Source organism: Massilicoli timonensis (genome assembly GCF_900199515.1).
Classification (GTDB): Bacteria; Bacillota_I; Bacilli_A; order Erysipelotrichales; family Erysipelotrichaceae; genus Massilicoli; species Massilicoli timonensis.
In genome coordinates, this window is record NZ_LT963434.1 from 273,097 (window position 1) to 298,042 (window position 24,946).

20 protein-coding genes, 2 pseudogenes and 1 other annotated feature are annotated in these 24,946 nt (G+C 44.0%); of the genes and pseudogenes, 6 read left to right on the forward strand and 16 right to left on the reverse strand.

Going from position 1 to position 24,946, the window contains the following annotated elements; genetic code table 11:
* Positions 1–25 precede the first annotated feature (25 nt).
* From C1712_RS03340 to C1712_RS03350, 3 genes and pseudogenes are all read left to right on the forward strand, one after another.
* Positions 26–172 (forward strand): annotated as a pseudogene (locus C1712_RS03340) (HIT domain-containing protein); the annotation flags it as partial.
* 149 nt (positions 173–321) lie between these two features.
* Positions 322–2,052: an IS1634 family transposase gene (locus tag C1712_RS03345; protein ID WP_102266373.1), complete on the forward strand. Its 1,731-nt coding sequence runs from the start codon at positions 322–324 to the stop codon at positions 2,050–2,052.
* Positions 2,053–2,394: 342 nt separating this feature from the next.
* Positions 2,395–2,799 carry an HIT family protein gene (locus C1712_RS03350; RefSeq protein ID WP_102266781.1) on the forward strand — a complete coding sequence of 135 codons (405 nt, stop codon included), beginning with the start codon at positions 2,395–2,397 and terminating at the stop codon, positions 2,797–2,799.
* An 18-nt stretch (positions 2,800–2,817) separates the two neighbouring features.
* On the opposite strand, the gene C1712_RS03355 is transcribed toward C1712_RS03350, so the two are convergent.
* From C1712_RS03355 to C1712_RS03370, 4 genes are all read right to left on the reverse strand, one after another.
* Entirely contained in the window at positions 2,818–3,975 is a 1,158-nt protein-coding gene (locus C1712_RS03355; protein WP_180963057.1) for a M20 metallopeptidase family protein, read from the reverse strand.
* Between the two features lie 16 nt (positions 3,976–3,991).
* A complete protein-coding gene (coaD, locus tag C1712_RS03360) occupies positions 3,992–4,474 on the reverse strand; it encodes a pantetheine-phosphate adenylyltransferase (protein WP_102266784.1) in 483 nt (160 codons plus the stop codon).
* Positions 4,449–5,060 (reverse strand): 16S rRNA (guanine(966)-N(2))-methyltransferase RsmD, encoded by a 612-nt coding sequence (rsmD, locus tag C1712_RS03365; protein WP_281254625.1) that lies wholly within the window; start codon positions 5,058–5,060, stop codon positions 4,449–4,451. The genes coaD and rsmD overlap by 26 nt, the downstream gene beginning before the upstream one ends.
* Before the next feature lie 128 nt (positions 5,061–5,188).
* Positions 5,189–6,406, reverse strand: a complete 1,218-nt coding sequence (locus C1712_RS03370; RefSeq protein ID WP_245858047.1) for an FtsW/RodA/SpoVE family cell cycle protein — start codon at positions 6,404–6,406, stop codon at positions 5,189–5,191.
* A 172-nt stretch (positions 6,407–6,578) separates the two neighbouring features.
* On the opposite strand from C1712_RS03370, the gene def reads away from it, so the two are divergent.
* Positions 6,579–7,133, forward strand: coding sequence for a peptide deformylase (gene def / locus C1712_RS03375; protein ID WP_102266788.1), 555 nt, complete (start codon positions 6,579–6,581; stop codon positions 7,131–7,133).
* Between the two features lie 190 nt (positions 7,134–7,323).
* Entirely contained in the window at positions 7,324–9,150 is a 1,827-nt protein-coding gene (rnjA, locus tag C1712_RS03380; protein WP_102266790.1) for a ribonuclease J1, read from the forward strand.
* Positions 9,151–9,183: 33 nt separating this feature from the next.
* Here rnjA and C1712_RS03385 read toward each other — a convergent pair whose 3' ends face one another.
* Positions 9,184–9,837, reverse strand: coding sequence for a DapH/DapD/GlmU-related protein (locus tag C1712_RS03385; protein WP_102266792.1), 654 nt, complete (start codon positions 9,835–9,837; stop codon positions 9,184–9,186).
* 62 nt (positions 9,838–9,899) lie between these two features.
* Here C1712_RS03385 and C1712_RS03390 point away from each other — a divergent pair, with 62 nt between their 5' ends.
* Positions 9,900–10,763, forward strand: coding sequence for a metallophosphoesterase (locus tag C1712_RS03390; RefSeq protein ID WP_102266793.1), 864 nt, complete (start codon positions 9,900–9,902; stop codon positions 10,761–10,763).
* Positions 10,764–10,849: 86 nt separating this feature from the next.
* Here C1712_RS03390 and C1712_RS12975 read toward each other — a convergent pair whose 3' ends face one another.
* The 11 genes and pseudogenes from C1712_RS12975 to C1712_RS03440 form a co-directional block, all read right to left on the reverse strand.
* On the reverse strand, positions 10,850–12,367 hold the full coding sequence (locus C1712_RS12975; RefSeq protein WP_245858048.1) for an InlB B-repeat-containing protein: 1,518 nt from the start codon (positions 12,365–12,367) through the stop codon (positions 10,850–10,852).
* 63 nt (positions 12,368–12,430) lie between these two features.
* Positions 12,431–13,000 (reverse strand): annotated as a pseudogene (locus C1712_RS13190) (BspA family leucine-rich repeat surface protein); the annotation flags it as partial.
* Positions 13,001–13,449: 449 nt separating this feature from the next.
* Positions 13,450–15,840, reverse strand: a complete 2,391-nt coding sequence (pheT, locus tag C1712_RS03400) for a phenylalanine--tRNA ligase subunit beta (protein WP_102266797.1) — start codon at positions 15,838–15,840, stop codon at positions 13,450–13,452.
* 11 nt (positions 15,841–15,851) lie between these two features.
* Positions 15,852–16,883 carry a phenylalanine--tRNA ligase subunit alpha gene (gene pheS / locus C1712_RS03405; RefSeq protein WP_102269727.1) on the reverse strand — a complete coding sequence of 344 codons (1,032 nt, stop codon included), beginning with the start codon at positions 16,881–16,883 and terminating at the stop codon, positions 15,852–15,854.
* Positions 16,884–17,262: 379 nt separating this feature from the next.
* Positions 17,263–18,018: a class I SAM-dependent methyltransferase gene (locus tag C1712_RS03410; RefSeq protein WP_102266799.1), complete on the reverse strand. Its 756-nt coding sequence runs from the start codon at positions 18,016–18,018 to the stop codon at positions 17,263–17,265.
* A 95-nt stretch (positions 18,019–18,113) separates the two neighbouring features.
* Positions 18,114–19,295 (reverse strand): helix-turn-helix transcriptional regulator, encoded by a 1,182-nt coding sequence (locus C1712_RS03415; RefSeq protein WP_180963059.1) that lies wholly within the window; start codon positions 19,293–19,295, stop codon positions 18,114–18,116.
* A 43-nt stretch (positions 19,296–19,338) separates the two neighbouring features.
* Positions 19,339–20,085, reverse strand: coding sequence for a TrmH family RNA methyltransferase (locus C1712_RS03420; RefSeq protein WP_102266803.1), 747 nt, complete (start codon positions 20,083–20,085; stop codon positions 19,339–19,341).
* Between the two features lie 161 nt (positions 20,086–20,246).
* Positions 20,247–22,964, reverse strand: coding sequence for an isoleucine--tRNA ligase (gene ileS, locus C1712_RS03425; protein WP_102269728.1), 2,718 nt, complete (start codon positions 22,962–22,964; stop codon positions 20,247–20,249).
* Between the two features lie 62 nt (positions 22,965–23,026).
* Positions 23,027–23,233, reverse strand: a binding site (T-box leader).
* Positions 23,221–23,697, reverse strand: coding sequence for a DivIVA domain-containing protein (locus tag C1712_RS03430; protein WP_102266805.1), 477 nt, complete (start codon positions 23,695–23,697; stop codon positions 23,221–23,223). (Overlaps the previous feature by 13 nt.)
* Before the next feature lie 13 nt (positions 23,698–23,710).
* Positions 23,711–24,481: a YlmH family RNA-binding protein gene (locus C1712_RS03435; protein ID WP_102266807.1), complete on the reverse strand. Its 771-nt coding sequence runs from the start codon at positions 24,479–24,481 to the stop codon at positions 23,711–23,713.
* Positions 24,465–24,863: a cell division protein SepF gene (locus tag C1712_RS03440; RefSeq protein ID WP_102266809.1), complete on the reverse strand. Its 399-nt coding sequence runs from the start codon at positions 24,861–24,863 to the stop codon at positions 24,465–24,467. Before C1712_RS03440 ends, C1712_RS03435 begins: the two co-directional genes overlap by 17 nt.
* Positions 24,864–24,946 lie beyond the last annotated feature (83 nt).

Sequence of the window (24,946 nt, forward strand, 5' to 3'; positions counted from 1 at the left end):
AGAAAATAAGAGAGGTGTTTTGCATATGTGCATATTTTGTAAGATCGTAAATAAGGAAATCCCTTCGCATTGTATTTATGAAGATGATACCGTAATGGCGTTTCTCGATATTTCACAAGCTGCCAAAGGTCATACGCTGGTCATTCCAAAGGCGCATTATGATCATTTTCTAAANCGGGAGTTTGACACCTAAAAAAATAACAATATTCAAATAAAGGCTTAATCAAAAGCTTTTTTTATACTTTTTTTGTCAATTTTTTAGTTTTTGTATAGCGTATTGTGCCGTATTGTGTTATAATGTCGTTAGGTGGTGATCCTTCTATGCGTATCAATATTGTCAAATCTAAGAATGCTGAACAACTCTATATTATTCACTCTTACAGAATAAACGGTAAGAATACTTCCAAAATCTATAAAAAACTTGGCTCTATGGATCAACTCCTTCCTCTTCATAACAATGATCGTGATCAGGTCCTTGCCTGGGCCAAAGAGCAGGCTCGTCTTGCTACCGAACAATATGATCAAGAAAATGAAAAAGTTTCTATATCTTTTCATCCTAATCTACATATCAAGAAAAATGAACAACATTCTTTTAATTGCGGTTATTTGTTTCTTCAATCTATTTGCTCTCAGCTTCGCTTCGATAATATCTTCCGCAACATGAAAACCCGTCATAACTTCACTTTCCCTATTCAATCCATCTTCTCCGATCTGATCTATTCTCGTATCCTTCATCCTTCCAGTAAAAAGAGCTCTTATGATTTCGCTCACACCTTGCTGGAACAGCCTAAATATGATATCCATCATATTTACAGAGCGTTATCTATTCTCGCTCAAGAATCTGATTATATTCAATCCGAAGTTTATAAGAACTCTCACTTCATTCATCATCGTAATACAAAGGTCCTTTATTATGACTGTACCAATTACTATTTTGAAATTGAAGAGGACGATGATTTAAGAAAATATGGAAAATCAAAAGAACATCGGCCAAATCCAATCGTTACGATGGGACTGTTTATGGATACCGACGGGATCCCTTTGGCTTTCGATCTGTATCCCGGTAATCAAAATGAACAGAAAACATTGAAGCCTTTAGAACAGAAGATCATTCGTGATTTTGATTGCAGTGAGTTTATCTATTGCAGTGATGCCGGTCTAGGTTCTCAAGATAATAAACTGTTCAATGATATGCAAGGACGTTCTTATGTTATTGCCCAATCCTTGAAGAAACTGAAGAAAGAAGATAGAGAAATTGCTTTGGATCCTACTCAATTTAGAAAAGTAGGAAGTAATCGATTGATCGATTTGCGTGAATTAGACGAAAGCGATCCATCTGTTTACGGAGAGATTTATTATAAAGAAGTACCTATCGAATCAAAGAAACTATCTGAAACGATGATCGTAACCTATTCGCCTAAATATCGTGCTTATCAAGCAAATATACGTCAAAAGCAATTAGAACGAGCACAAAAACTATTAAATACAAGCAAGAACATTAGAAAAGAGCGGAAGAACCCGAATGATCCGGCTAGATTCATAAAGAAAACATCCGTTACAGAATATGGAGAAGTCGCTGATCAAGTTATTTATGAACTAGATCAGGAAAAGATAGGACAAGAAGCAATGTATGATGGTTTCTATGCCGTTACAACGGATATAGATGGAAGCATAGAAGAAATTATTCAGATCAACCAAAGAAGATGGCAGATAGAAGAATGCTTTCGTATCATGAAAACAGAGTTTGAGGCAAGGCCGGTATATTTACAAAGAGAGGATCGGATCAAGGCGCATTTTCTGATCTGTTTCATATCACTGTTGGTTTATCGTTTACTGGAAGAAAAGTTAGATAAGGAATATAGCGTAGAACAGATCATACATACATTACGAGAAATGAATGTATGTGAGATAGAAGGATATGGATATATACCGACTTATAAACGAACCGATCTAACAGACAAATTACATGAATTGTTTGGATTTTATACAGATACCCAGATTATCAAACAGAAGAAAATGAGAAATATTATCCACAAATCAAAGAACAGATAAAAAAATACCACATATCGTTACAAAACGAAAACTCAAGATTAGCCTTTATTTATCAGCTTTTCTTGAGTTTTTTCATTGTCTAGGTGTCAAACTTGGGATTATACCATTTTTTATGATACGATCGGATATATAAAAAACAAGAAGTGCCTCATGTTTTGCGAACTAGGACGAGGTCATCTTCTTGCTTTTTTATTTTATCATATCTTTCCCTATCAGAAAAGAAAAAAACTGTTGACTCCTTTCACTTTGTCAACAGTCTGTAAAAACTGCTTCGGCAGTTTTTTTCTTTTCAGGAAATGAGGGATATGATAAAATGAAGAAAATAAGAGAGGTGTTTTGCATATGTGCATATTTTGTAAGATCGTAAATAAGGAAATCCCTTCGCATTGTATTTATGAAGATGATACCGTAATGGCGTTTCTCGATATTTCACAAGCTGCCAAAGGTCATACGCTGGTCATTCCAAAGGCGCATTATGATCATTTTCTAAACTGTGATGAAGCGCTTATGAAGCATGTGTTTGAGGTAGCGCAAATGCTGGGAAAACGCCTGCAGGCGGCCTTGCATGCCGATGGATTAAACATTTTAAGCAATGTCGGTACGGCTGCCGGACAAAGTGTTTCCCACTTTCACGTACATCTGATTCCGCGTTATGAAACAGGAGAAAATCATGTTACGATTGCGTTTGCGGACAATGCGCATGCGGACGCGGATATAGAAGCAACCCTTGCATTGCTCAAACAATAAGGAAGGTGGTCGCCTTCCTTATTTTAATATTTGCAGCTCCTCTAAGATGCGTACATCGGTTTCCACCGTATTTAACAAAGCCAGTTCATCAAAATTAAAGGTGGGATCATGCAGCGGCTGATGGAAATCGGCATCTTTGATCCCGGTATAGAAAAACAATCCTTTTGTCTGCTGCTGATAAAAACTGAAATCTTCGGCGATCATCCGTGGCGATTCCTCGATGAAATCATCTGCACAAACAGCTTTGACCAGCGTATAAAGCTGTGGATCATTTTGCACGACCGGATAGCAGTCAACGATCTTGACCTGTATGACGACCCCATGCAGCAGCTCGATCCCTTTGGCAATCTCATGGATTCGTTTTTTCATCCGTTCATGGTCCTGATCATCAAAACTGCGCATCGTGCCTTCTAAATGCGCCTTGGCAGCCAAGGCATTGCGCGCTTCTCCTGCACGCATCGTTCCGATCGTCAAAACAGCACTATGTGAAGGATTGAGTGAACGCGATACGATCGTTTGCAACTGCTCGACGAATGCACATCCCGCTAACAGCGCATCATTGCCGTCATGTGGCATTGCCGCATGGGCGCCGTTTCCCAAAATATCAAAGTAAAGCTCCGATACCCGTGCCATCAAAGGCCCTGCTTTTGTTGCGATCTTCCCTTTCTCAAGATCCGGCATGACATGTGTCCCGAAGATCGCTTTGATCGGATAAGTGCGAAACAAGCCGTTTTCGATCATGATCTTCGCCCCGCCGGGGTTTTCTTCCCCGGGCTGAAAAATAAAGACGATCCCCTGCTTCAGCGCTTCTTTATGTGCGCAAAGATAAGTGATCAAAGCAAGCAGCGCTGCCATATGTCCATCATGACCGCAGGCATGCATCCGTTCCGGATAACTGCTGACAAAGGCCGCTTTCGTTTCTTCACTGATCGGCAATGCGTCCATATCAGCACGAAAAGCGATCATTTCGGTATTTTGCTTACCATATAAGACCGCCACCAGTCCATGTTCGATAAAATCTTCCCGCAGTTCATCAATTTTCAGCTGTTCCAGCTGTTTTTTCAAATACGCCTTCGTTTCGATCGTAGCCAATCCAATTTCCGGAATCTGATGAAGCGCGCGCCGATGGCGAATCACATCTTCGCCAAGCAAAGCGATTTCTTCTCTGATCTTCACATTATCACCACTTCCATTATATGCGCTGATGAGCGTTCTTTTCCAGCAGCTTCGCTTTTACGTGCGCATCCACATAGCCATCAATCTTACCGCCGCAATACAGCACTTCTTTGACAGCGCTGGATGAGATAAAAGCAGTTTCAGCATTTGCCAGCATCCAGATCGTTTCCACCTGCGGCGCTAAATGCGCATTATTGCGTGCCAGTGTTTCTTCCAGTGCAAAATCCGCCGCACTTCTTAACCCCCTTAGCATCATCGTCGCACCAAGCTGCTGCACCGCCTGCACAGCTAAGCCGCTGCCGCTTGTTACCCTTACATTGGGAAAGCCGCTGATTGCATGATCGATCATTTCGATTCGCTCCTCAACGGTAAATAAGCAGTTTTTGGCGGGATTTTCCATCACTAGCACCACCACCTCTTGAAACTGCGCCGCCGCTCTGGCAATCAGCTCCATATGTCCTTTCGTGATCGGATCAAACGTCCCCGGATATACGATCATCTACATTTCCTCCTTTTCGATAATAGCGCATACGGCTAATGCCGTACACCGCCTCCTTTTCTTGATAAAGCGAACCGAACTGTTTCGCAAACTGATCCTCTTTCAGGCTTTCTACGACCAGTACGCCGTCATCCTTCAATAATTCATAAGCGTCGATCAGAGTGATGATCTCCTCCATCTTTCCTAACGCATAAGGAGGATCGACAAAGATCAAATCAAATTGACGCCCTTCCTCATGACAGCGAAGCAGCGCCTGCGCATAATCTAAATTCCAGATCGTACACTGTTGTTCCATCTGAAACTGTTTTACATTCTTTTTGATGATTCCGATCGCCGCTTTGCTGTGATCATTCAAAAGGGCATGCGACATCCCTCTGGAAATCGCTTCATAGCTCATACTGCCGCTTCCCGCGAAAAGATCCAACATTTCCCCCTTGTCAAAATAAGTGCCGAGACTGGAAAATACCGCGCCTTTGGCTTTATCCGATGTCGGTCTGGTCGCTGCCCCCTCAAGGGTGGCAATGATCCGCGACCGATGTGTGCCGGCAATGATCCGCATACGATCCCTCCTTTTTCTTTTCTTCATTTTTTTGTATAAAGCAGATGGTAATGGGCAAGATAATAACGCATCAGGTAATGATGCAATCCCCCAATCTTTGTTTCTCCTCTTCCCTTTCTAAAAGAATCCCACTGCTGAAACGTGGGATTCTTTCCTTATGTCTGTGATTGTCGTCTGATGCGGGAAATGACCGCCTGTGCGATCCCGATCGCACTCATGACTGACATCAGGGAAGATCCGCCGCTTGAAATAAATAACAACGGCACGCCGGTCAAAGGTATCAATCCCGTAACCCCGCCGATATTCAAGATAAAATGAAGCAGTATATAAAAAGCCGTTCCCATTAAAATGATCTTATAGCCTTCACTGCGGGTACGCAGCGCATAATAGACCAGACGATAAATGACGATCCCATAACCGAGCACGATGATGAACAGACCGATGATGCCTAGTTCCTCACTGGTGATCGCAAAGATATAATCGCTGCTCGCCTGCGTCAGATAACCGAATTTCTGTGTAGAATGCGTAAAGCCCAAACCGCCCAAACCGCCATTGGCGATCGCATACAAGCCGTTTACCAGCTGATAACCGGTACCGTAAATATCCTGAAACGGATTCATGCTCGCTTCAAAGCGTCCTACCATATAGTCCAGCATCGGAATATGCTTTAACAAAGAAGACCCGAATTTACTGGTCAATAATAAGACAAACACCACCGCAATGACGATCAGCCATGCCAGCCATTTCTGATATTTGCGCAGCGTCGGATGCGAAGGGATCAAAAAACAAAGACCGCAGATCGCCGTCAAGATCGCCAAGGTACCGAAATCCGGCTGCTTGGCAATCAACAGTGCAAAAACGGCATAAAAGATGACCGGATATTTCACGATCATCCACCACGTTACCTTTTTCTGAAAAAAACGTTCTACATTGACCGCCATGATCACGATCATAAACACCTTGACAAATTCTGAAGGCTGAATACTGATATCGGTGATCACCAGCGGGATCCGGATCCATGCCTGCGATCCGGTGCCCATATCGTCAAACAGAAAGGTCATGGCCAAAAGCGCAATAAAACAAAAGCCGATCACATTTCCATATTGCTTGGCTCTTTGCATCGTAAAGTAATTGGCAAAAGAAACCATCATGATATAAGAGAAGATGACAAATGCCACCTGCTTGACACAGGCAATGACCACCGACAGCACATTCTCCGTAGCCGATGCCTGAGAAGCAGAAAAGACCATCAGTGATCCGAACAGGACCAAGATCAAAACAAAAAGATGCAACAAAAAATCATATTTTGCCGGCATTCTCAATTTCATATAAGATAACAGTGTTTTTTTAGAAGACTGTTGTGAATTTTTCAAAAGAATCACTCCTGTATTCTATTTTACACAATTTTCATCATTTTTGAAAGGACTACTTCTATTTTCGAAAGCAAAGATGTCCATGCCGGTCGCATCATGATTTCCTTTTTTCCCATTTCGTGTTAAAATAGGGTGCAGATGGAAAAAGTATGTTTAACGGAAAGGTGATATTATGTTAATCAATAATCAGACAATCATCAAAGACAGTGATCCTTTGATGCGAAAAAAATCAAAGCCGGTAACGACTCCCCTTTCAAAAGAGGACGAAGAACTGCTGATGGATATGCTGCAATACGTTAGGGATTCCCATGATCCGGAAATCGCCGCAGCGAATGATCTGCGCCCGGCAGTCGGGATCGCGGCCGTACAGATCGGTGTTTTGAAGCAGATGCTTGCGATCTGCATCGACTATGAGGATGAACGAGTCGAATATGCGCTATGCAATGCCAAGATCGTGTCGCATTCCGTACAAAACGCTTATCTGGCACAGGGAGAAGGCTGCTTATCTGTTGTAAATGAACATCCCGGTCATGTATTTCGACATGCGCGCATTACCGTAAGCGCCTATGACGCTTTGCAAAAACAGCAAGTGAAATTTCGTGTATCCGGTTATGAAGCGATCGTTTTGCAGCATGAGATCGATCATTTCAGCGGCACGCTCTTTTATGATCGGATCCCTGCCGACGACAACTGGAAAGAAGATCCAAACGCAATGGTAATCGACTAAAGAAAAGCGCATTCTTTAAGAACCGCTTTTTTTCTGCTTGCATTTTTCTAAGAACTATGCGAAAATGTGCAAGTCAGTTTAATTGTTTTATCAAAGCACACAATTTTATTTCAGATATGTTATAATGTTGCTATTGAATAAAAGTGGTGCTTTTTCATACGACAATAATTATAACGAAAGGAGTTTATCAATGAACCACACAACGAAAAATTATCGAAAAAGTGCACCTGTACACAATCAGTTGCCAAAAGAATCAACGTATAATCATCCGATCCATCGCCGCAATGATACCATGATCTATGCTTTGGGAGGACTTGGCGAAGTCGGAAAGAATATGTACTGCATCGAACATCTAAACGAGATATTGATCGTGGATGCCGGTGTCTTATTCCCGGAAGAAAATCTGCTCGGCGTGGATTATGTCATCCCTGATTTTAATTATCTGATGCGGCATAATCACAAACGCAAAGTGCTCGTCATTACGCATGGTCATGAAGATCACATCGGCGGTATCCCGTTTTTATTAAAACAGGTGAATATCGAAGCGATCTATGCACCTCGCTTTGCGATCGCTCTCATCAACCGCAAATTGGAAGAACGGCGCATGCGCGGCGTCAAGCTAAGAGAAATCAATTCCGACAGTTCGATTCAAATGGAACATTTTACCGTCGGTTTCTTTGATACGATTCACTCGATTCCCGATTCACTCGGACTTTTGATCACGACGCCAAACGGCAAGATCGTTCATACCGGCGACTTCAAATTCGATTTAACACCAGTTGCGAAAAACGCCGATTATCAGAAAATGGCTTTTATCGGACAGTTAGGCGTTACGATGCTGTTAAGTGATTCGACCAATTCCGGCATCGAAGATTTTTCCATTTCGGAAAAACGGGTTGCCAATATGATCCTGGAAATCACCCGCAAGGCAAGCGGCCGTTTGATCGTAGCTACCTTTGCCAGCAATATGTATCGTGTCGCACAGATTCTTGAGGCGGCAGTACAATGCGGACGCAAGGTGATCGTACTTGGCCGCAGCATGGAAAATGTCGTTACGATCGGAAGAAAGCTGGGCAATATCAAGATTCCCGAAAAATGTTTTTTAACGCCGGAGCAGCTTTCCACTACCCCGGCAAACAAGATCTGCATCGTCTGCACAGGCTCACAGGGAGAACCTTTGGCGGCGCTGTCGAGAATTGCCAACGGCACCCACCGCTTTATCAAATTGATTCCCGGTGATACGATCGTCTTCTCTTCCTCGCCGATTCCGGGCAATGCCGGCAGCGTCAATACCGTTTTGAACAAACTGTTCCGTGCCGGTGCGAACGTACTCACCAAATCAGTCTTAAACGACCTGCATACGACCGGACACGCTTCTCAGGAAGAACAGAAACTGATGCTGCAGCTCATTAAACCGAAATATTTTATGCCGATCCACGGCGAATATAAAATGCTGAAGCAGCATCGCGATACCGCGGTAGAAGTCGGGATCCCGCCTGAAAATATCTTTACCTGCGCAAACGGCGATGTCCTGCTCATGCGCAATGAACGGGTATTCCTTTCTTCGATGCGGATCCAAGCAGATGACATCTATGTCGATGGCAATGATATCAGCGGTTTATCTACCGCAGTATTAAAAGACCGCAAGATCTTAGCAGACAACGGCTTAGTTGCGGTCATCATCCCGATCGATTCCCGCACCAATTCTATTTTGGCAAAACCGGTCATCGTATCAAGAGGCTTTGTTTTCATCAAAGATTCACAGGGACTGTTAAAGGAAGCGGAAATGATCTGTTACAATGCATTAAAAGAAAGAATGGCTACAAAAATTACTTTCTCCGATATCAAAAATACCGTGCGTTCTTCGCTGGAGCCGTTCTTATATCAAAAAACGCATCGTAATCCGATCGTCATTCCGGTTATCTTAAATTCCAAAGAAGCGATGGCGCAAATGCAGGCAATGCGGCAGGCGCGTTTTCAGCAAAAGCAGCAGAAAGAAACAGCTGAAGAAGCATAGCTCAATCCATCGTTTCATCAAAGAAGTGATCGCTCACTTCTTTTTTCTAAGCGCTTGATTGATGCAAAGACGCTGTTCATCATCAACAGTTCGCTCTCTGATCTTTTCAGCAGGCGCTTTGATCATGACTGCCTTTGCTTCCACATCGTGCAGCACGACGCTGCCCGCACCGATGATCGCATGATGGCCGACCCTGACGCCTTCAGCAACGACCGCATTGGCACCGATAAATACGCCGTCTTCAATGATGACCGGTGTAGTACAGGCAGGCTCCATCATTCCCGCGATCACTGCTCCGGCACCGACATGCACATCATCGCCGATCTGCGCGCCGGAACCGATTACCGCATTCATATCGATCATGGTGCGTTTCCCGATCATTGCATCTTTATTTACGATCGCTCCCATCAATATCACAGCATCTTCTTTTAATCGCACGCCCTCTCTGATCACTGCCCCATATTCGATTCTCGCCGGCTGCGATAATTTATCCAAAAGGCCGAAAAAAGAATGAACACATTCTACCTGTTCATATAAAATAACTGCCTGTTTTTTTCTAATCGTTTCTTTCGCTTTACGCATATCTCCGTAAAATAGCGTAAAATCTTTTCCGTGCACCGTTTCATCCTCTTGCAGGATCCCTTTTACGATCATAATACCTTTATTGGTAAATTGTTTATTTTTCATGACATGCCTTTCCTTTCTAGTTTAGGATATGATAAAATAGGTAAAGATATGAGGTGTTATCTATGATTAGAAAAATCAGAAGATTTTTGACTGTCCTATTGGTAGTCTCCCTATTTGCAGTCAGTTTCTTTTTATATGGTGTTTATGTCAGTGTGGAGCGCATCAACCTCAATTATGAAAGCATCGCTTCCGCAAAGATCCCGCAGGATCTCAATCAAGTGAATATCGCATTCATTACCGATCTTCATTACAACGGCTTTATGAATCAGGAGCGTCTTACTTCCATGTTTGAAAAGATCAACAGTACCGATCCTGATGTAATCATCTTCGGCGGAGATCTTTTTGATGATACTGCCAATCAGATGCCGGATGAGAGCAAACAGGCGGAATTGCTGAATTTATTAAAATCACTGGAAGCGCCGCTTGGCAAATTCGCAGTGCTCGGTGAACAGGATGAAACAAGCGAATCAATGAAAGAAATCGCCAAAAGCATTTTATATCAGGCGGACTTTGAACTGCTGGAAAATCGTTCCATCCGTATTCGCAATGAATCTAATTCCAGCATTACCTTGTTCGGTATAGATTCGATGGTAAATGGTGTCCCGAATATTGAACAAGCTTTTGCGGATATCAACGCCAATGAATTTAATATTGTCGTAACGCACTGTCCTGATCTGATCAGCGAGATCCCGACCACGGCCGTTGATTTGATGTTTGCGGGACATTCTCATGGCGGACAGATACGCATTCCTTTCTTCGGTCCGATCGCAACGGTGGAAGGTGCAAAAAACTATTCCTATGGTACGCAGCAAGTCGGCAACACCCTGCTGCACATCAGCAACGGTTTAGGTACGACCGGCTATGACATGCGTTTATTCGCACCGCCGGAGGTATTGATCTATCGCTTGATTGCCGATCAAGCATAGCACACTATCATTTTGATTCAGCATTCCATGAAAACGAGCAGATCATTTGTTTGACCTGCTCGTTTTTTCTACTGCCTGTTATCTGTCTACTGCTCGCTTCTTCTGTTCTTGCGTAACATTGCAGCGAACACGATCACACTTCCCCCTAGCAGTACATAATACATTCCCTTGCTTACTTCATCCCCTGTATTTACTGCTTCGCTCTCCTCTTTCTTGATCTCCTCTATACTGCTTTCTCCCTTTTCCTCTTCATTTGGTGTATTCGGCTTTTCTTCCGGCTCTGTCGGTTTTTCCTCCGGTTCACTTGGTTTCTCTTCCGGATCTGTCGGCTTCTCTTCCTTCTGCCACATCACCTCAAATGTCCCAAACTCCTTGCTTCCTACCTCAAACTCCAATCCACCCTCTGTCTTTCTTACTTCTATCTCTCTCGCCTTGCTCTTTGCGATCTCTTCATCCAAAGCCTCTTCGCTCATCTGCATCGTGTAATCTCTTGTCAATCCCTCATAATACACGACCGCAAACCGATCCCCCGCTTCGCTTCCTTCCGGATATGGATAATATACGCTTACCGTTTCCTTTTCCGTTCCTACCCATAAGTTCCCGTCATTTTGATCGACCAGATCCAAATACCGAAACTCTCTTTTTACTTCCTTCGTTTCATCTATCCCTTTCACTGCTTCCATTCCCTTTGCATGCAGTGCTTCCATCCGTTCTGCTGATCCCAATACCTCTTCGATCAATTCATCCCATAACAGCACGATCTTCGCATCTTCATTTACCGGATACATCGTATTCCCGTTCTTATAAAACTGCGTCCCTGCTTTTACATGTGCATGTGCCTCTTTGATCTGGCATGCTCCTTCTTCTTCATATACACCCTTATAGATCTCACTGCTCAGTGTCTCTGCACTTTCATCGCTTACTTCTCTTACCTTTACTTCCCCTACTGCCATCCCTTCTTCCGGTATACTCAATATGTGTTCATCTAATCGGATCTCTTTATCATCTACTCTTGGTAATGCATACAGTGCATAGCTTCCCGCTTTCGCTGCGCTCTCTACCTTCTCTCCCTCGCTGTTTCGATATTCCCATGCAAATGGCACTCCCTCTTCTTCCAGATCCCATGCTTCTCCATCTACGCTGATCGCATAGCTTTCCAAGCCTTCTTCCCATTGCGGTTCCGGCAAGGCATCGCCATGATTGCTGGCGTCGGTTCCCGATCCTCCTTCATATGCGATCAGTTCGACTGCTTGAAGCGGTTCACTGTATCCTGCATATAAGTGCAGCGTACCGTTCGCTAATGTCGTAAAGTCGATCGTTGCTGCTTCATCAAATGGCTTCGTACATGCTTCATCTAAATACCACCCATTGAATATGCTTCCCTCTTTGCTTAGGCTAGTAGATGGGTTATTTGTTAATACGGTTGTACCGGTTAAGGTAAACTCTTGTTTTGCTTCTTCCATTGTGGAATAGATGAAATGATCTGCTCGATATACGATTATTTCACTTTCTGTATTCCCATTATTAAAAGTACCGTCATTTCCATGATATACGACTTTTGCATAGTATGGGGTTCTACCCCAGATGCTATCTGGATCATTCAATTTATTATATAGTTTTTCTGAATCAGATATAATGATAGATGGAATAGGAACATTTTCAGTATCCACAGAATCAAACATGTAGTCCAATTCAGTTACTATATTGTCGAAATCAATGTTTCCTAAGTCAAAAATATATATTTTTGAGCATCCATTAAAAATATTTTCCATTCTTTTAAGTTTTCCTGTATTAAGGTTTTCGAATCCTTTTATATTTTCTAAATTGGTGCAATAATAAAACATTTCATCCATATTAACAACATTACTTGTATCAAACACACTTAAATCTACACTTTGCAAACTTGAGCAGCCACTAAACATTCCATAGGTAGTCGTAATGCTAGTTGTATCCAGCCCACTTAAATTTACATATTTCAAATTTGTGCAATTCATAAACATCTCATACATACTAGTTATACCACTACCACTTGTATCTAGTCCGCTTAAATCTACTGATACTAATTTATAAAACTGAACCTTATCATAATTCGTTGTTGTTGGATAAAATGCGCAATCAAGAATTTGTCCTTTTGAAATCACTTTCTTATCGGTGGTTCCTACTTTCAGTGATACTAATTTATTATAGTATTTTGATGGTCTTCCAGATGGATTCTCTATCTTGAATTTGTCAAACATATTTCCAAGAGCTGTTACGATCTCTACTGTTTTCCCTTCCTGTCCTTCAAACTCAGAAGGAATGACAACATTTACTTGATCCCCTTTGTACTTCGTTAATGTGATCTTATCACTTGTTTCTGTATAATCCCAATCATCCAGCGTTAATCCGCCAACATCATTTTCAGAGTACTGATTTACAGTACCCCCCCCCCCTGGGCAAAAATCATGTTCGGTTTTACTGCCATGCCTAGCATCAGGCATAGACTTGCCAAAAGCAACGATACTTTCTTTTTCATCTTTTTCCTCCTTCTCGTCTGTTTCCTTTTACAGACGCTATCTTTGCTTGTTTACACTATACCATATTTTCCCATATTTATCTACTTTTATTGTAAGCGTAAACACCAGATATCTCTACTAATAAAAAACTGTCCTCCTCAAGAAAGAAGACAGTTTCTGCTAATAAGTGATCAAGCACGCAGCTGTGCGTTTGTTTCTTTCTGCAAAGCATCCATGATCTTTGCATTTACTGCACTGATCTCTTCATCAGTCAGCGTTTTTTCATGTGAACCAAAGGTAATGCTTAAAGCGATCGACTTATAGCCCTTTGCCACATGCTCACCGGTATAAACATCAAATACTTCTACATGGCTGACATACTGCTTGCCGTTTTTGCGAATGATATCAATTAACTGCTGGGCATTGACCGCTTGTGATACGACCAATGCTAAATCACGAACAACCGATGGGAATTTTGAGATCGGTTCATATTTAATCTTGCTTGCGCGATTAGCAAGCAGCACCTCGATATTTGCCTCTGCCATGACCAGACGGCTTACATCATAGCGTTTTGCCATTGCCGGATGGATTTCCCCAAATACCGCGAACAGATCTTTTCCGATATACAGGCAGGCACTGCGATATGGGTGGAAATGAGTGGTATCCACCGTATTCTCTTTCACACTGATTCGTGTGCCCTCGAAGCCAAATGTTTGAAGCAGATTCATGAGCAGTCCTTTTAACGTATAGAAGTCTGCTTTGATCTCAATATTTTGCCATCTGCTTTTCTGCAGCGCACCTTCCATTGCAATCGCCAGATGCTCCACTTCCTTTTCTGTACTGTAAACAGAGCTGATTTCAAATAAGGCGACATCTTTTGCAGAACGATTTTGATTATAGGAAACCGCATCTAATAAAGATGGGAGTACAGAGGTACGAATGGATTTGCGCTCTTCGCTCATCGGCACTGCCAAACGCACCGCCTCTCCGGCGCTTAAAATCGCATCTTCTAAAAAGGCATCTGATATGAGCGTATAAGTTCTGGCTTCATACAATCCCGCCTGATTGAGCTGTGTACGGATCTTTCTGCGCATTGCCTGACGAGGAGAAAGCGCACCTTCACTTTCCGGAAGCAGCGGTAAAGTAGATGGCAAACGATCATAACCGATGATACGGATGATCTCTTCCGCAATATCTGCTTCGATCTTCAGATCGCTGCGATAACTCGGGATGCACAGATCAATTTTATGGTCGCGTACGATCGGCGATAGTTTCAGATCAGCCAGTACCTCAATCATTTCTTCAACAGTGAAATCAGTGCCCAGCATCGCATTGATGGAATCCGCATCTACGGTAAGCACAGTCGGTTCATACTGCTTGGTTTCATAAACAACCGTTTCTTCCAATCCGCTTGCATCGGCATATTGTTCCAACAACGCGATCGCACGGTCCATCGCCTTATAAACAGCCAACGGTTCAATTCCCTTTTGATAGCGCAAAGAGGCGTCGGTATTTAAGTTTAAGCGGCGTGCAGTATTGCGAATCGATACATGATCAAAACTTGCGGCTTCGATGATGATGCCTTTGGTCGTTGCTTCGATCTTAGAATCATCACCGCCCATGACTCCGCCAAAGCCAATCGGTTTCGCTTCGGTAGTAATCATGATATCGTCCGGCAGCACTTCATATTCATTCCCATCAAGAGCGGTATAAGTGGTATGCAGACCATCTACAACTGTGATCTCCTGTGCCGGGATCGCGTCGATATCATAGAAATGCATCGGTTGCCCGGTTTCCAGCATGACGATATTGGAAATGTCCACGACATTGTTAATTGACTTCATACCGCTTGCCAAAAGCAATTCTTTCATCCACTGCGGCGATTCTTTGATCGTTACATGATTGATGACCTTTCCTAAAAAAGTCGGACATTTTGCGGTTTTAGAAGCGATTTTCAGTTTTGTCGAGGAACCTTTTTGACTTGCCCCTTCCACCCTTGGAAGCATGACTTCTTTATGTAAGATCGCCCCGCACTCCACTGCCATCGCCCATGCGGACTGACAGTCGTTGCGATTCGGTGTCAGACCGACATCAAAAACCGTATCATTTAAGCCTAGGTAAGCAAGCGGGTCCGTATGTCCGATCGGGGCGTCGGCACTTAATACTTCAATACCGTTTTTACTTTCTTCGCTCAATAAATGCGGATCGACGCCTAACTCTGCCAAAGAACAGATCATGCCATTGGAAGCAACTCCGCGAATCGAACCTGCTTTGATTTCGCCGCCCGGCAGCTTTGCCCCGACTTTTGCCACGATGACTTTTTGCCCTTTGGCAACATTCGGCGCACCGCATACGATCTGTTCTACCTGATCTTTCAGATCTACCTGACAAATGTGCAGATGATCGCTGTCCGGGTGCATTTCACAAGACAATACTTCACCGATCGCAAGATTTGTACCGCTTGATAATGGATGGATCGCTTCTACTTCTAAACCAGCCTGCGTGATCGCATCGGCAAACACCGCATCACTGATATCAGAAAGATCCATATATTGACTTAACCATTTTCTACTAATCAGCATGATTCTTCCTCCTATTCAAAGCGTGTGAACGTCTTTAAGAAACGCACATCATTGGTATAAAAATGACGAATATCGTCAATGCCGTATTTCAACATGGCAATACGCTCGATTCCCACGCCAAATGCGAAACCGGAATATTTTTTACTGTCATAGCCCGCCATTTCCAATACATTAGGATGTACCAAGCCGGCACCTAAAATTTCGATCCAGCCGGTACCTTTGCATACCGGGCAGCCTTTTCCGCCGCAAATATGGCAGGAAACATCGACTTCCACACTCGGTTCGGTAAACTGGAAATAACTTGGACGAAAGCGGATGACGCGCTTTTCCCCAAACATCTTCTTTGCCATAAATTCCAGTGTGCCTTTCAGATCAGCTAATGTAATGTGTTCTCCGACCACTAATCCTTCACACTGTGTAAACTGATGGGAATGGGTCGCATCATCATCATCGCGGCGATATACCTTTCCCGGACAGATGACCTTGACCGGCACCTGCGGTGCAAACTGTTCCAACATTCTGGTCTGAATGGCTGTCGTATGGCTTCTTAACAGTGTTTGCGCATCAATATAGAACGTATCCTGCATATCTCTCGCCGGATGATTCTTGGGAATATTGGCACGTTCAAAATTATAAAGATCCAATTCTACTTCCGGTCCTTCCGCTACCGTATAACCAAGTCCCACAAACAGATCTTCCAGTTCCTGCTGTACCAATACCAGCGGATGTAAATTGCCAAGACGCGCTTCATAACCGTTTAAGGTAATATCGATCTTTTCCTTTTCCAGTCCTTCTTCCATCTCTTTGACTTCCAAGACCGCCTTTTTTTCATCGATCGCTTCCAAGATCAGCGATTTGATCGCATTGACCTGCTGTCCAAAGGCAGGCCGCTCTTCCTTAGGCAGATCCTTCATGCTTTTCATAACTTCTTGAATCGGTCCTTTCTTGCCAAGATAAAGCACACGTAACTGTTGTAGATCCGCTAAGTTTTCACATGCTTCGATCTGGGACAAGCTTTCCTGTTTTAATTCCTGTAATTCCATAACTTTCTTCCTTTCCTTGCCGGCATTAAAAAAAGCCGCAATCTGTGCGAGAACGATTTTCACCGCGGTACCATCTCGCTTCATCTTACGACACCCTTTATTTCATACTCATGATAACCGTTTGATACGGGAGGGGATTGGCCTCGCTCAAAGGTGAATTCTTATAGACTATCCGAAGAAGGCTTGCAGTCGATGACCCTCTCTCCCTGACAGAAATCCTCTATAATACTAGTCCTTTTCAACGCTTTTACTGTTTTTAATTATAGCAGATAATCGCTAAATCGCAAGTGTTTTATCATTCATTCTTCTCTGCCAACATAAAAATCAACAACAAATTGCAAGCTGTACCACTACTGGCAAAAGCCATTCATTGAGAAATCTATTTCAAAGACATCATCAGCAGATGATTGCTTGCCCCATAATAGTGTGGATTTTCACGATGTTTCCAAATATAGCGTTTCCACTCGTCCAGCTGTGCATCGGTAAACGCATTGATCACATCGTATTTTACTTCGGAAAATGGATCGACCGCATACAAATGATCATTTGAAATGCCTAATCTTTGATACAGTGCCGTTATTTCTGATGGATCAAAGAACACAAAGACACCATCTTTGATCTGCATATTTTCCCGCTCATAATCTTCACTTAACAGCATAGACTGGTTCGCTTGATATAGCGCTTCGCTGACAAATACCGCTTCTTCGTTCACAAAGGCACATAACAGTGCGCATCTGCATACCCGCCACGCTTCCTTTAAGCATAGTTCCTGCTGGCTTTGTTCATGCAGATGATACATCGGTCCTAAGCACAATACCACATCAAATTGTCCATCCTCAAAATGCTGCAGCGCCTGATGATCCGCATGGATCACGGTGATCGGCAGATCCCTTGCCTGCTCCTTTAGCACCTTCACATTGCGCCTTACCGGCTCAATAGCCACAACCTCATATCCAAGCTTCGCTAAGGTAGTGCTATAAGCGCCGCAGCCGGCGCCGACTTCTAAGATCTTCATGCCTTTTTTTAGAGGAAGTTCCATAATGATCTGCATCGTCATCCAGTGTTCAATAGAAAGCGCCTGACTCAAAAATCTTTTTTCTTCTTGAAATTGCTGATAATACGTTTGATAATCCATATTCTTTCACCTCTATATGATAGGATAACAGATAAAAAAGAAACATTGGATTCTTTGCACATCAACAAAAAAGAAGCGACTCATGCACTTCTTTTCTACCGATACGCAAGCACACATTCAAATTCATACAGACTTTTATAATGCTTTGTCTGCTTTACCAGCCATACCAACTGTTTATGAAATACTTGATGAAAAGCAGGGTGCAGACCTTTTAGAACCGGCAATACTTCTTTCATCAGACACCGTTCTAAAAAATACACGTCTTTTCCCTTAAAATAAGCATCATAATAGCTCCAGCACTTCTGCAGCGCTTTGCTCGCCTTTGAAAGATCGCGTATGACGATTGCTTCTTTTGAAAGCATGCCATTAAAAGCAAACTGGGCATCCATATACCAAAGCAAGGCAGGCAGCTGTACGGATCTATCATCATTGAGATAGCAGGCAAACCATTTGATCGCTTTCTCGTACATTCCCATATCCGCATAGCACTGTGCCAGATTATGAACCGCGGCCAGTTTCCGTTTTTCTTCTAAGTCTTCGTAAGCAGCAAATTGCTTTTCACATAAAGAGGCATAATAAACAAACTCATTTTTCGCGCAGATGCCGCAAACAGATGCCAGATAAGCAAGCGCATCGACCTCACCGGTATGATTCTCAGCTTTTCTGCTTTGTTTCAAACAAATGCGCAGCAGCCGATATGCCGCAATTTGATTATCTGATAAATTCGCCAAATGCAGCGCCGCCGTGATCAGTAAACGGTAGGCGTTAGACTGACTGATATATCGTTCGTACAGTTTCGCTAAAAAGAGGCGATCATGGCGATAGGCATATTCCCGCTGATAAAGTAAAAAAGCCATTACATCCTTGATGCTGCCGGATAAGCAGCCGCATAGCTCCAGCCACTTTCCCGCCTCTTCATTTGTAAAACCGCGCTCCTGTTCCAGGATCTCTTTCATAAGCACACAGGCTTCACAGGCAATTTTTGAGAAAGCGCCGGACTGCTTCGATAATACTTCGGAGAGCTCCGCCAAAAGAATGAAAACTTCTTTATCGTGATAATAAGCAAACGCATCTGACAAGCGCTTCGTTAATTGATGAAATTCCACATACTCGTCCATATGTGCATCATGATGCAAATGATAGATCGCTAAGATCTTTTCATAATGTTCGTCATCTTTTAAGAGCTTGCCTGCTTCAAGCGACTGATAAGAGCGAAGGGATATGCCGCAGCGATCCGCGATCTCCTGTTGTGTAAGACGATGTTTTTTTCTCAGCATCCGAAAAAGGATCGCATACTGCTTTTTCTCTATGGGCAAAATCTCAAGAAGCATGCCCATTTCCCCTCATATGATACATACAGATCCCCGCCGCTACCGCTACATTCAGTGATTCAAACGATTCCATCTCGATAAAGATGTTTTGATCACAGGCGTTTAACACCGCTTCACTGACGCCGTTTCCCTCATTGCCAAACACCAGTGCCACTGCTTTGACAGGCATGAATGCAGAAAGTCCTTTACCGCCGCGCAAAGCGGTGCCATACACCGGTATGTTCTGCTTTTTTAATTGAGCGATCACCGTGAGCAGGTCATTTTGAAATACCGGGATATGAAAGAGCGCCCCCTGCGTCGAACGAATGAGCTTATCCCCATACAGATCGACACTGTTAGAGGATAAGACCACTGCATCAAAGCCAAAGCTGTACGCCGTACGAATGATCGTACCGACATTGCCGGGATCCTGCAAGCCATCTAACAAGATGACTCTTTGTGCATTTTCGCACAAGGTGGCTTCCTGCATTCGACATATCCCCATGTAATGCTCCTTTGATACGTGCATGCGCAGTTTCTCCATGACTTCGCCGCTTACTTCATACACCTCATAGCCCGTAAAAGGCAGCGGATAACCGCGTTCCACAATGATCGTTTCCAATACGCCGGCATTTTTTGCTTCTTCTAATAAATGCAGGCCCTCGATCAAATAGCGCTGATCCTGCATCCGATATTTCTTCTGGTGATATTTTACCCATTTTTTTACTTTTGCATTTGTTTTTGACGTGATCTGCATGCTGTTCATCCCTTCTTCGTATCGTTATTATAGCATAATGCCCAGCGGTATTCCCAGCGTTTCAGCGAAAAGAAACAATAGAAAAATCCCATCTGCTCAGCAGCACAAGATCGGCTGCCGCAAAATAGATGGGATCGATCATTTGATAAAACTTCAATGTGTTATTTCAAAACATTGGCACAGCGTTCGCAAAGTCCATCCTCTGCATGTGAATGGGTGATGTTCCAGCAGCGTGGACATACGACGCCCTCCGCTTTTGTAACCGCCGCCTCACATGTTTCATAGGTCTTGAGCTGATCGCCGCTGAAAGAAACTTCCGATACGATCAGCCACTGGGCAAAGCGATCGCCGAATACTTTCTCGATCAAAGCACGATCTGCTTCGCTTACCTGCAAATGCACATGTGCTTCCAATGATTTACCGATGATCTTCTCACTGCGCGCTTCTTCCAGCGCCTTGAAAATATCGCTTCTCATTGCCAGTAACCGTTTCATTTTAGAAACGATATCATCACTGTTTGCGATCGGTACGTTTTCCGCAAAGCGGCCGAGATGAATGCTTTTTTCTTCTGCATGGAAGAAAGAATTGATCTCTTCACAGGTATGTACCAGGATCGGTGCCCATAGGCGCAGCAGCACATCTACCGCATGATACAGCACGCTCTGTACCTGATGACGTCTTGGCGCATTCTGCTTTTCGATATATAAAATATCTTTGGTATAATCCAAGTAATACGCACTAAATTCATTCGTCATGACATTGGTAAGCAAACCGCTCGCATCGGAATAGCGATACTCCCGATACGCCTGTTTCACTTTTTCATTGACATCGTTAAGAACGCAAAGCATGTATTGATCACTTAACGGCAGCTCTTTAGCCGCTACCAGATCCGCTTTGGTAAAATCACTGATATTGGCAAGCAGGAAACGGAACGTATTGCGCACCTTGCGATAGGCTTCGCTGCACTGCTTCAAGATTTCATCGCTCATCGAGCAGTCTGCCTGATAATCCACACTTGCCGCCCAGATGCGTAAAATATCCGCACCGTATTTCTTTGTGATCTCACCCGGTGCCACCGCATTCCACTGTGATTTTGACATCTTGACTCCTTTGCCGTCCATTACGAAGCCATGGGAAAGCACCTGTTTATACGGCGCATGTCCATGCACTGCCGTACCGATGATCAAAGAAGAATTAAACCAGCCGCGGTACTGATCGCTGCCTTCAAAATAAAGATCAGCCGGATAGCCTAAGCCTTTCTCCATCATGGCGCCGGTATGGGAAGAACCGGAATCAAACCAAACATCCATCGTATCCATCTCTTTGCGGAAAATGCCGTTTGGCGATAATGGATGCGTATAGCCCAGCGGCAATAATTCCTTCGCTTCTTTTTCAAACCAAATATTAGAGCCATGCTCCGCAAACAGCTTTGCCACGTGCGCAAACACCGCTTCATCCATGATCGGCGTATCATCTTCCGCATAGAAGATCGGAATCGGCACGCCCCATGCACGCTGACGGGAAATACACCAGTCGCCGCGGTCTGCGATCATATTGTGCATGCGCTGTTTGCCCCATGCCGGGATCCATTCCACTTGATCGATCTCCTGCAACAGTTTTTCTCTGATCTGATCGATCGATGCGAACCACTGCGTCGTCGCACGATAAATGATCGGCTTTTTCGTACGCCAGTCATGCGGATACGCATGCGTGATAAATTCCAGTTTCAACAAGGCGCCCAGTTCATCCAGACGTTGGGTGACGGTCTTGTTGGCGTCTTCCACATACTGTCCTTCTAACCACTCGCCCGCTTCTTTCATCATGCACCCTTTTTCATCGACATTGCAATAAGCAGGCAAGCCATACTTCATGCCGACAAAGAAGTCATCCGCTCCAAAGCCCGGCGCCGTATGCACACAACCGGTACCGGCATCCGCACTGACATGATCGCCTAAGATCACCAGTGATTCTTTATCATAAAGAGGATGCTTGCAGGTAATCAGTTCTAATTCTTTGCCTTTGAACGTCTTTAACCGTTTTTTCTCTTGCAGCGCAAACTTCTCCCAAAGGGTATCTACTAATTCTTCCAAAACGATCAGTTTGCCTTTTTCACTTTCCACTAAGGCATAAGTGAAATCCGGATTCAAACAGATCGCCAGATTGGCAGGAATCGTCCATGGCGTCGTCGTCCAGATCACAAAAGCACAGTCCTGATCCAAGATGCCTTTGCCATCTAATACCGAAAACTTAACAAAGATCGTCGGTGATTTCACATCTTTATACTCGATCTCCGCTTCCGCCAAGGCTGATTCACTGGAAGGCGACCAGTAGACCGGCTTCAATCCTTTATAGATCAAGCCATCCATCGCCATCTTTCCGAATACTTCGATCTGTCGTGCCTCAAATACCTTTTGCAGGGTAATATAAGGATCATCATAATCCCCGATGCACCCAAGTGATAAAAAGCCCTTTTTCTGTCTTTCCACCTGCTCTAACGCATAATCGTAACAAAGCTTTCTGAAATCAGCGATCTTCATTTCCTTGCGGTTGTAGCCAAGCTTTTGGATCGCCGTTTCGATCGGCAAACCATGTGTATCCCAGCCCGGCACAAACGGCGTGGCATAGCCATCCATAAAATGTGTACGCACGATAAAATCTTTGATGATCTTATTCATCGCATGCCCCAAATGAATATCTCCGTTTGCATAAGGAGGACCATCATGCAGTACAAAAAGCGGCGCGCCTTCCCGTTTCGCCAGCATTTCGTGATAGAGATCATCACGCTGCCACAGCTCCTGAATGCCCGGTTCTTTCTTTGGCAGATTCCCTCGCATCTCAAATGCGGTCTTCGGCATCAATAGTGTTTCTTTATACTCCATCTTTTTCACCCGGAATGCTTTTTCATTCCTGCTCCTTTCTTTCATAAAAAAACGCCCTTATCGCTAAGGACGTAAAATTACGCGGTACCACCTTAGTTCATATGATTGCTCATATGCGCTCAAACCTGTAACGCAGGCTGCGGATGATCCTACTCGCTTTCAGATCATCAGCTCAAAAGTGATCCAAACAGTTTCCCATTCATCGAACTTTCACCATACTTCGACTCGCTATCAATGTTTCACTGCTTCGTCTTTCTCATTGCTTTTCATTTGTTTTCGTACTGTTCAAAAACTCCGGATCGGGGATCGGCGGTATCTGAAACTGCTCTAAAGTTGTGCTTAATGCATCTAACTGCTCGCGCATATTTCCTTTCAGTTCACTGGCTTCCATACCGAGCTTTGCCACATCCAATAAGATCCTGCGCGCCGTCATCAGCGCTTCCTGCACGATCAGATCCGCATTGTTATGCGCGGTATTTACGATCGTGTTAGCGTCTTTCATGGCAATGCGGGTCAAATCCTGCGCCGCCCGTTCCTTCGCCGCCAAAGAATCCACCACCAGCTGGTATTTTTCTTTGATCTGGCGAATCTGCTTTTCCATTTCCTCGCTTTGCAGCTGATACATATCCAGTTTGCGATAGAGCATGGCGATTTCTTCATTCATAGATGCGATCTTGTCATCAACCTGATAACGATTGTAGCCGTTGCGCATCGTATCAAATTTTTCTGCCATCCCTTCACCTCCCCTAACGCATTTTTCTTATCACTGCAACGAAGTTTCCTTTTTTTGTCGTATGGGAGATTTCCACAAAGACAAATCTGCCATAGCCACGAATCGAAATGGTACTCATATTATTGCATATTCTATCACATTGTTCAAGTATTACATGATTGATTTTTACCAAGCCGCGCTGGATCAGTTCCTTTGCTTTGGCTCTGGAAATGTGTGCGCAGGCGCTGACTACCGCATCGCATCGCGCACTGCTGATGATCGGATGAAACTCCTCGTATTTTGCTTCATGGATCACTTCTTCATCACAGCATTCCAACTTCACGCTACTATGGCGCACACGGGTAAGCTCCATCATGAAAAAGTCAGCCATATGCTTTGCCACATACACATACAGCGCGTCCTCCTTGATCAAAATATCGCCGAATACATCACGGCTTACGCCCAGCTTCATCATTGCCCCCAGTACATCACGATGGGTGATCTTGTCATAACGAGGATGTAGACGCGCCTTTAATAACACGATCTGAAAATCCTCATCGACCTCTGTATAGGGCGGAAACAGTTTCAAACGACAATGCTCAGCGCCGGCATAACCGCCGCCGTATGTATAAGTCATGCGTCTGCCGATATATGTAACCGCGCACATGAGCTGTGCAGGCGTCAAAAAAGAGGTAATCATCGGCTGATACGTGCGCTGCGCTTGATCCATCAGATCATGCAGACGCTCGATCAGTTCTTCATTACCTCGTTCGCTGCTGCCTGTTACATTATTCTTCGCCGGCATCCAAGTTGATTTTACCGCCGACCGAAATCACTTTCGGCGTACACAAGATCACGTTATGACCGATCTTTTGGATCGACCCGTCCAGTGCAAACACCACACCGGTCAAAAAGTCGATCGTGCGCTGTGCGTATTCCCGCTGCAATTTATGCAGGTTGATGACTGCCGCACGGTTTTCCTTCAAACGGCGCGCCACTTCCTCCGCCTCATCAAAAGAACGGGGTTCAAACAGCACCATCTTCGTATCACCGGACATCTTCGGCATCGCTTTGGCATGATGGCTTTCATATTCAGAAAGGCCGACTGCTTCTTCCTCATCTAATTCAAGAACTTCATCGTCATCCATCGGCGCGATAAATTCCTTAAATTTCTGACCAAATCCCATAAAGGCACCTCCTAATTCCATGATATTATAACATACTTTTTCTCACGAATATAGTACCTCTGCACTTTTTTCAGGTCTTTGTG

Excerpts from the sequence above, each read along its gene's own strand:
- C1712_RS03345 (WP_102266373.1), top strand. The coding sequence starts at position 322 with ATGCGTATCAATATTGTCAAATCTAAGAATGCTGAACAACTCTATATT.
- C1712_RS03350 (WP_102266781.1), top strand. The coding sequence starts at position 2,395 with ATGTGCATATTTTGTAAGATCGTAAATAAGGAAATCCCTTCGCATTGT.
- coaD (WP_102266784.1), bottom strand. The coding sequence starts at position 4,474 with ATGATCGTATATCCGGGGACGTTTGATCCGATCACGAAAGGACATATG.
- rsmD (WP_281254625.1), bottom strand. The coding sequence starts at position 5,060 with ATGAAGAAAAGAAAAAGGAGGGATCGTATGCGGATCATTGCCGGCACA.
- def (WP_102266788.1), top strand. The coding sequence starts at position 6,579 with ATGTTAATCAATAATCAGACAATCATCAAAGACAGTGATCCTTTGATG.
- rnjA (WP_102266790.1), top strand. The coding sequence starts at position 7,324 with ATGAACCACACAACGAAAAATTATCGAAAAAGTGCACCTGTACACAAT.
- C1712_RS03385 (WP_102266792.1), bottom strand. The coding sequence starts at position 9,837 with ATGAAAAATAAACAATTTACCAATAAAGGTATTATGATCGTAAAAGGG.
- C1712_RS03390 (WP_102266793.1), top strand. The coding sequence starts at position 9,900 with ATGATTAGAAAAATCAGAAGATTTTTGACTGTCCTATTGGTAGTCTCC.
- pheT (WP_102266797.1), bottom strand. The coding sequence starts at position 15,840 with ATGCTGATTAGTAGAAAATGGTTAAGTCAATATATGGATCTTTCTGAT.
- pheS (WP_102269727.1), bottom strand. The coding sequence starts at position 16,883 with ATGGAATTACAGGAATTAAAACAGGAAAGCTTGTCCCAGATCGAAGCA.
- C1712_RS03410 (WP_102266799.1), bottom strand. The coding sequence starts at position 18,018 with ATGGATTATCAAACGTATTATCAGCAATTTCAAGAAGAAAAAAGATTT.
- C1712_RS03415 (WP_180963059.1), bottom strand. The coding sequence starts at position 19,295 with ATGCTGAGAAAAAAACATCGTCTTACACAACAGGAGATCGCGGATCGC.
- C1712_RS03420 (WP_102266803.1), bottom strand. The coding sequence starts at position 20,085 with ATGCAGATCACGTCAAAAACAAATGCAAAAGTAAAAAAATGGGTAAAA.
- ileS (WP_102269728.1), bottom strand. The coding sequence starts at position 22,964 with ATGGAGTATAAAGAAACACTATTGATGCCGAAGACCGCATTTGAGATG.
- C1712_RS03430 (WP_102266805.1), bottom strand. The coding sequence starts at position 23,697 with ATGGCAGAAAAATTTGATACGATGCGCAACGGCTACAATCGTTATCAG.
- C1712_RS03435 (WP_102266807.1), bottom strand. The coding sequence starts at position 24,481 with ATGCCGGCGAAGAATAATGTAACAGGCAGCAGCGAACGAGGTAATGAA.
- C1712_RS03440 (WP_102266809.1), bottom strand. The coding sequence starts at position 24,863 with ATGGGATTTGGTCAGAAATTTAAGGAATTTATCGCGCCGATGGATGAC.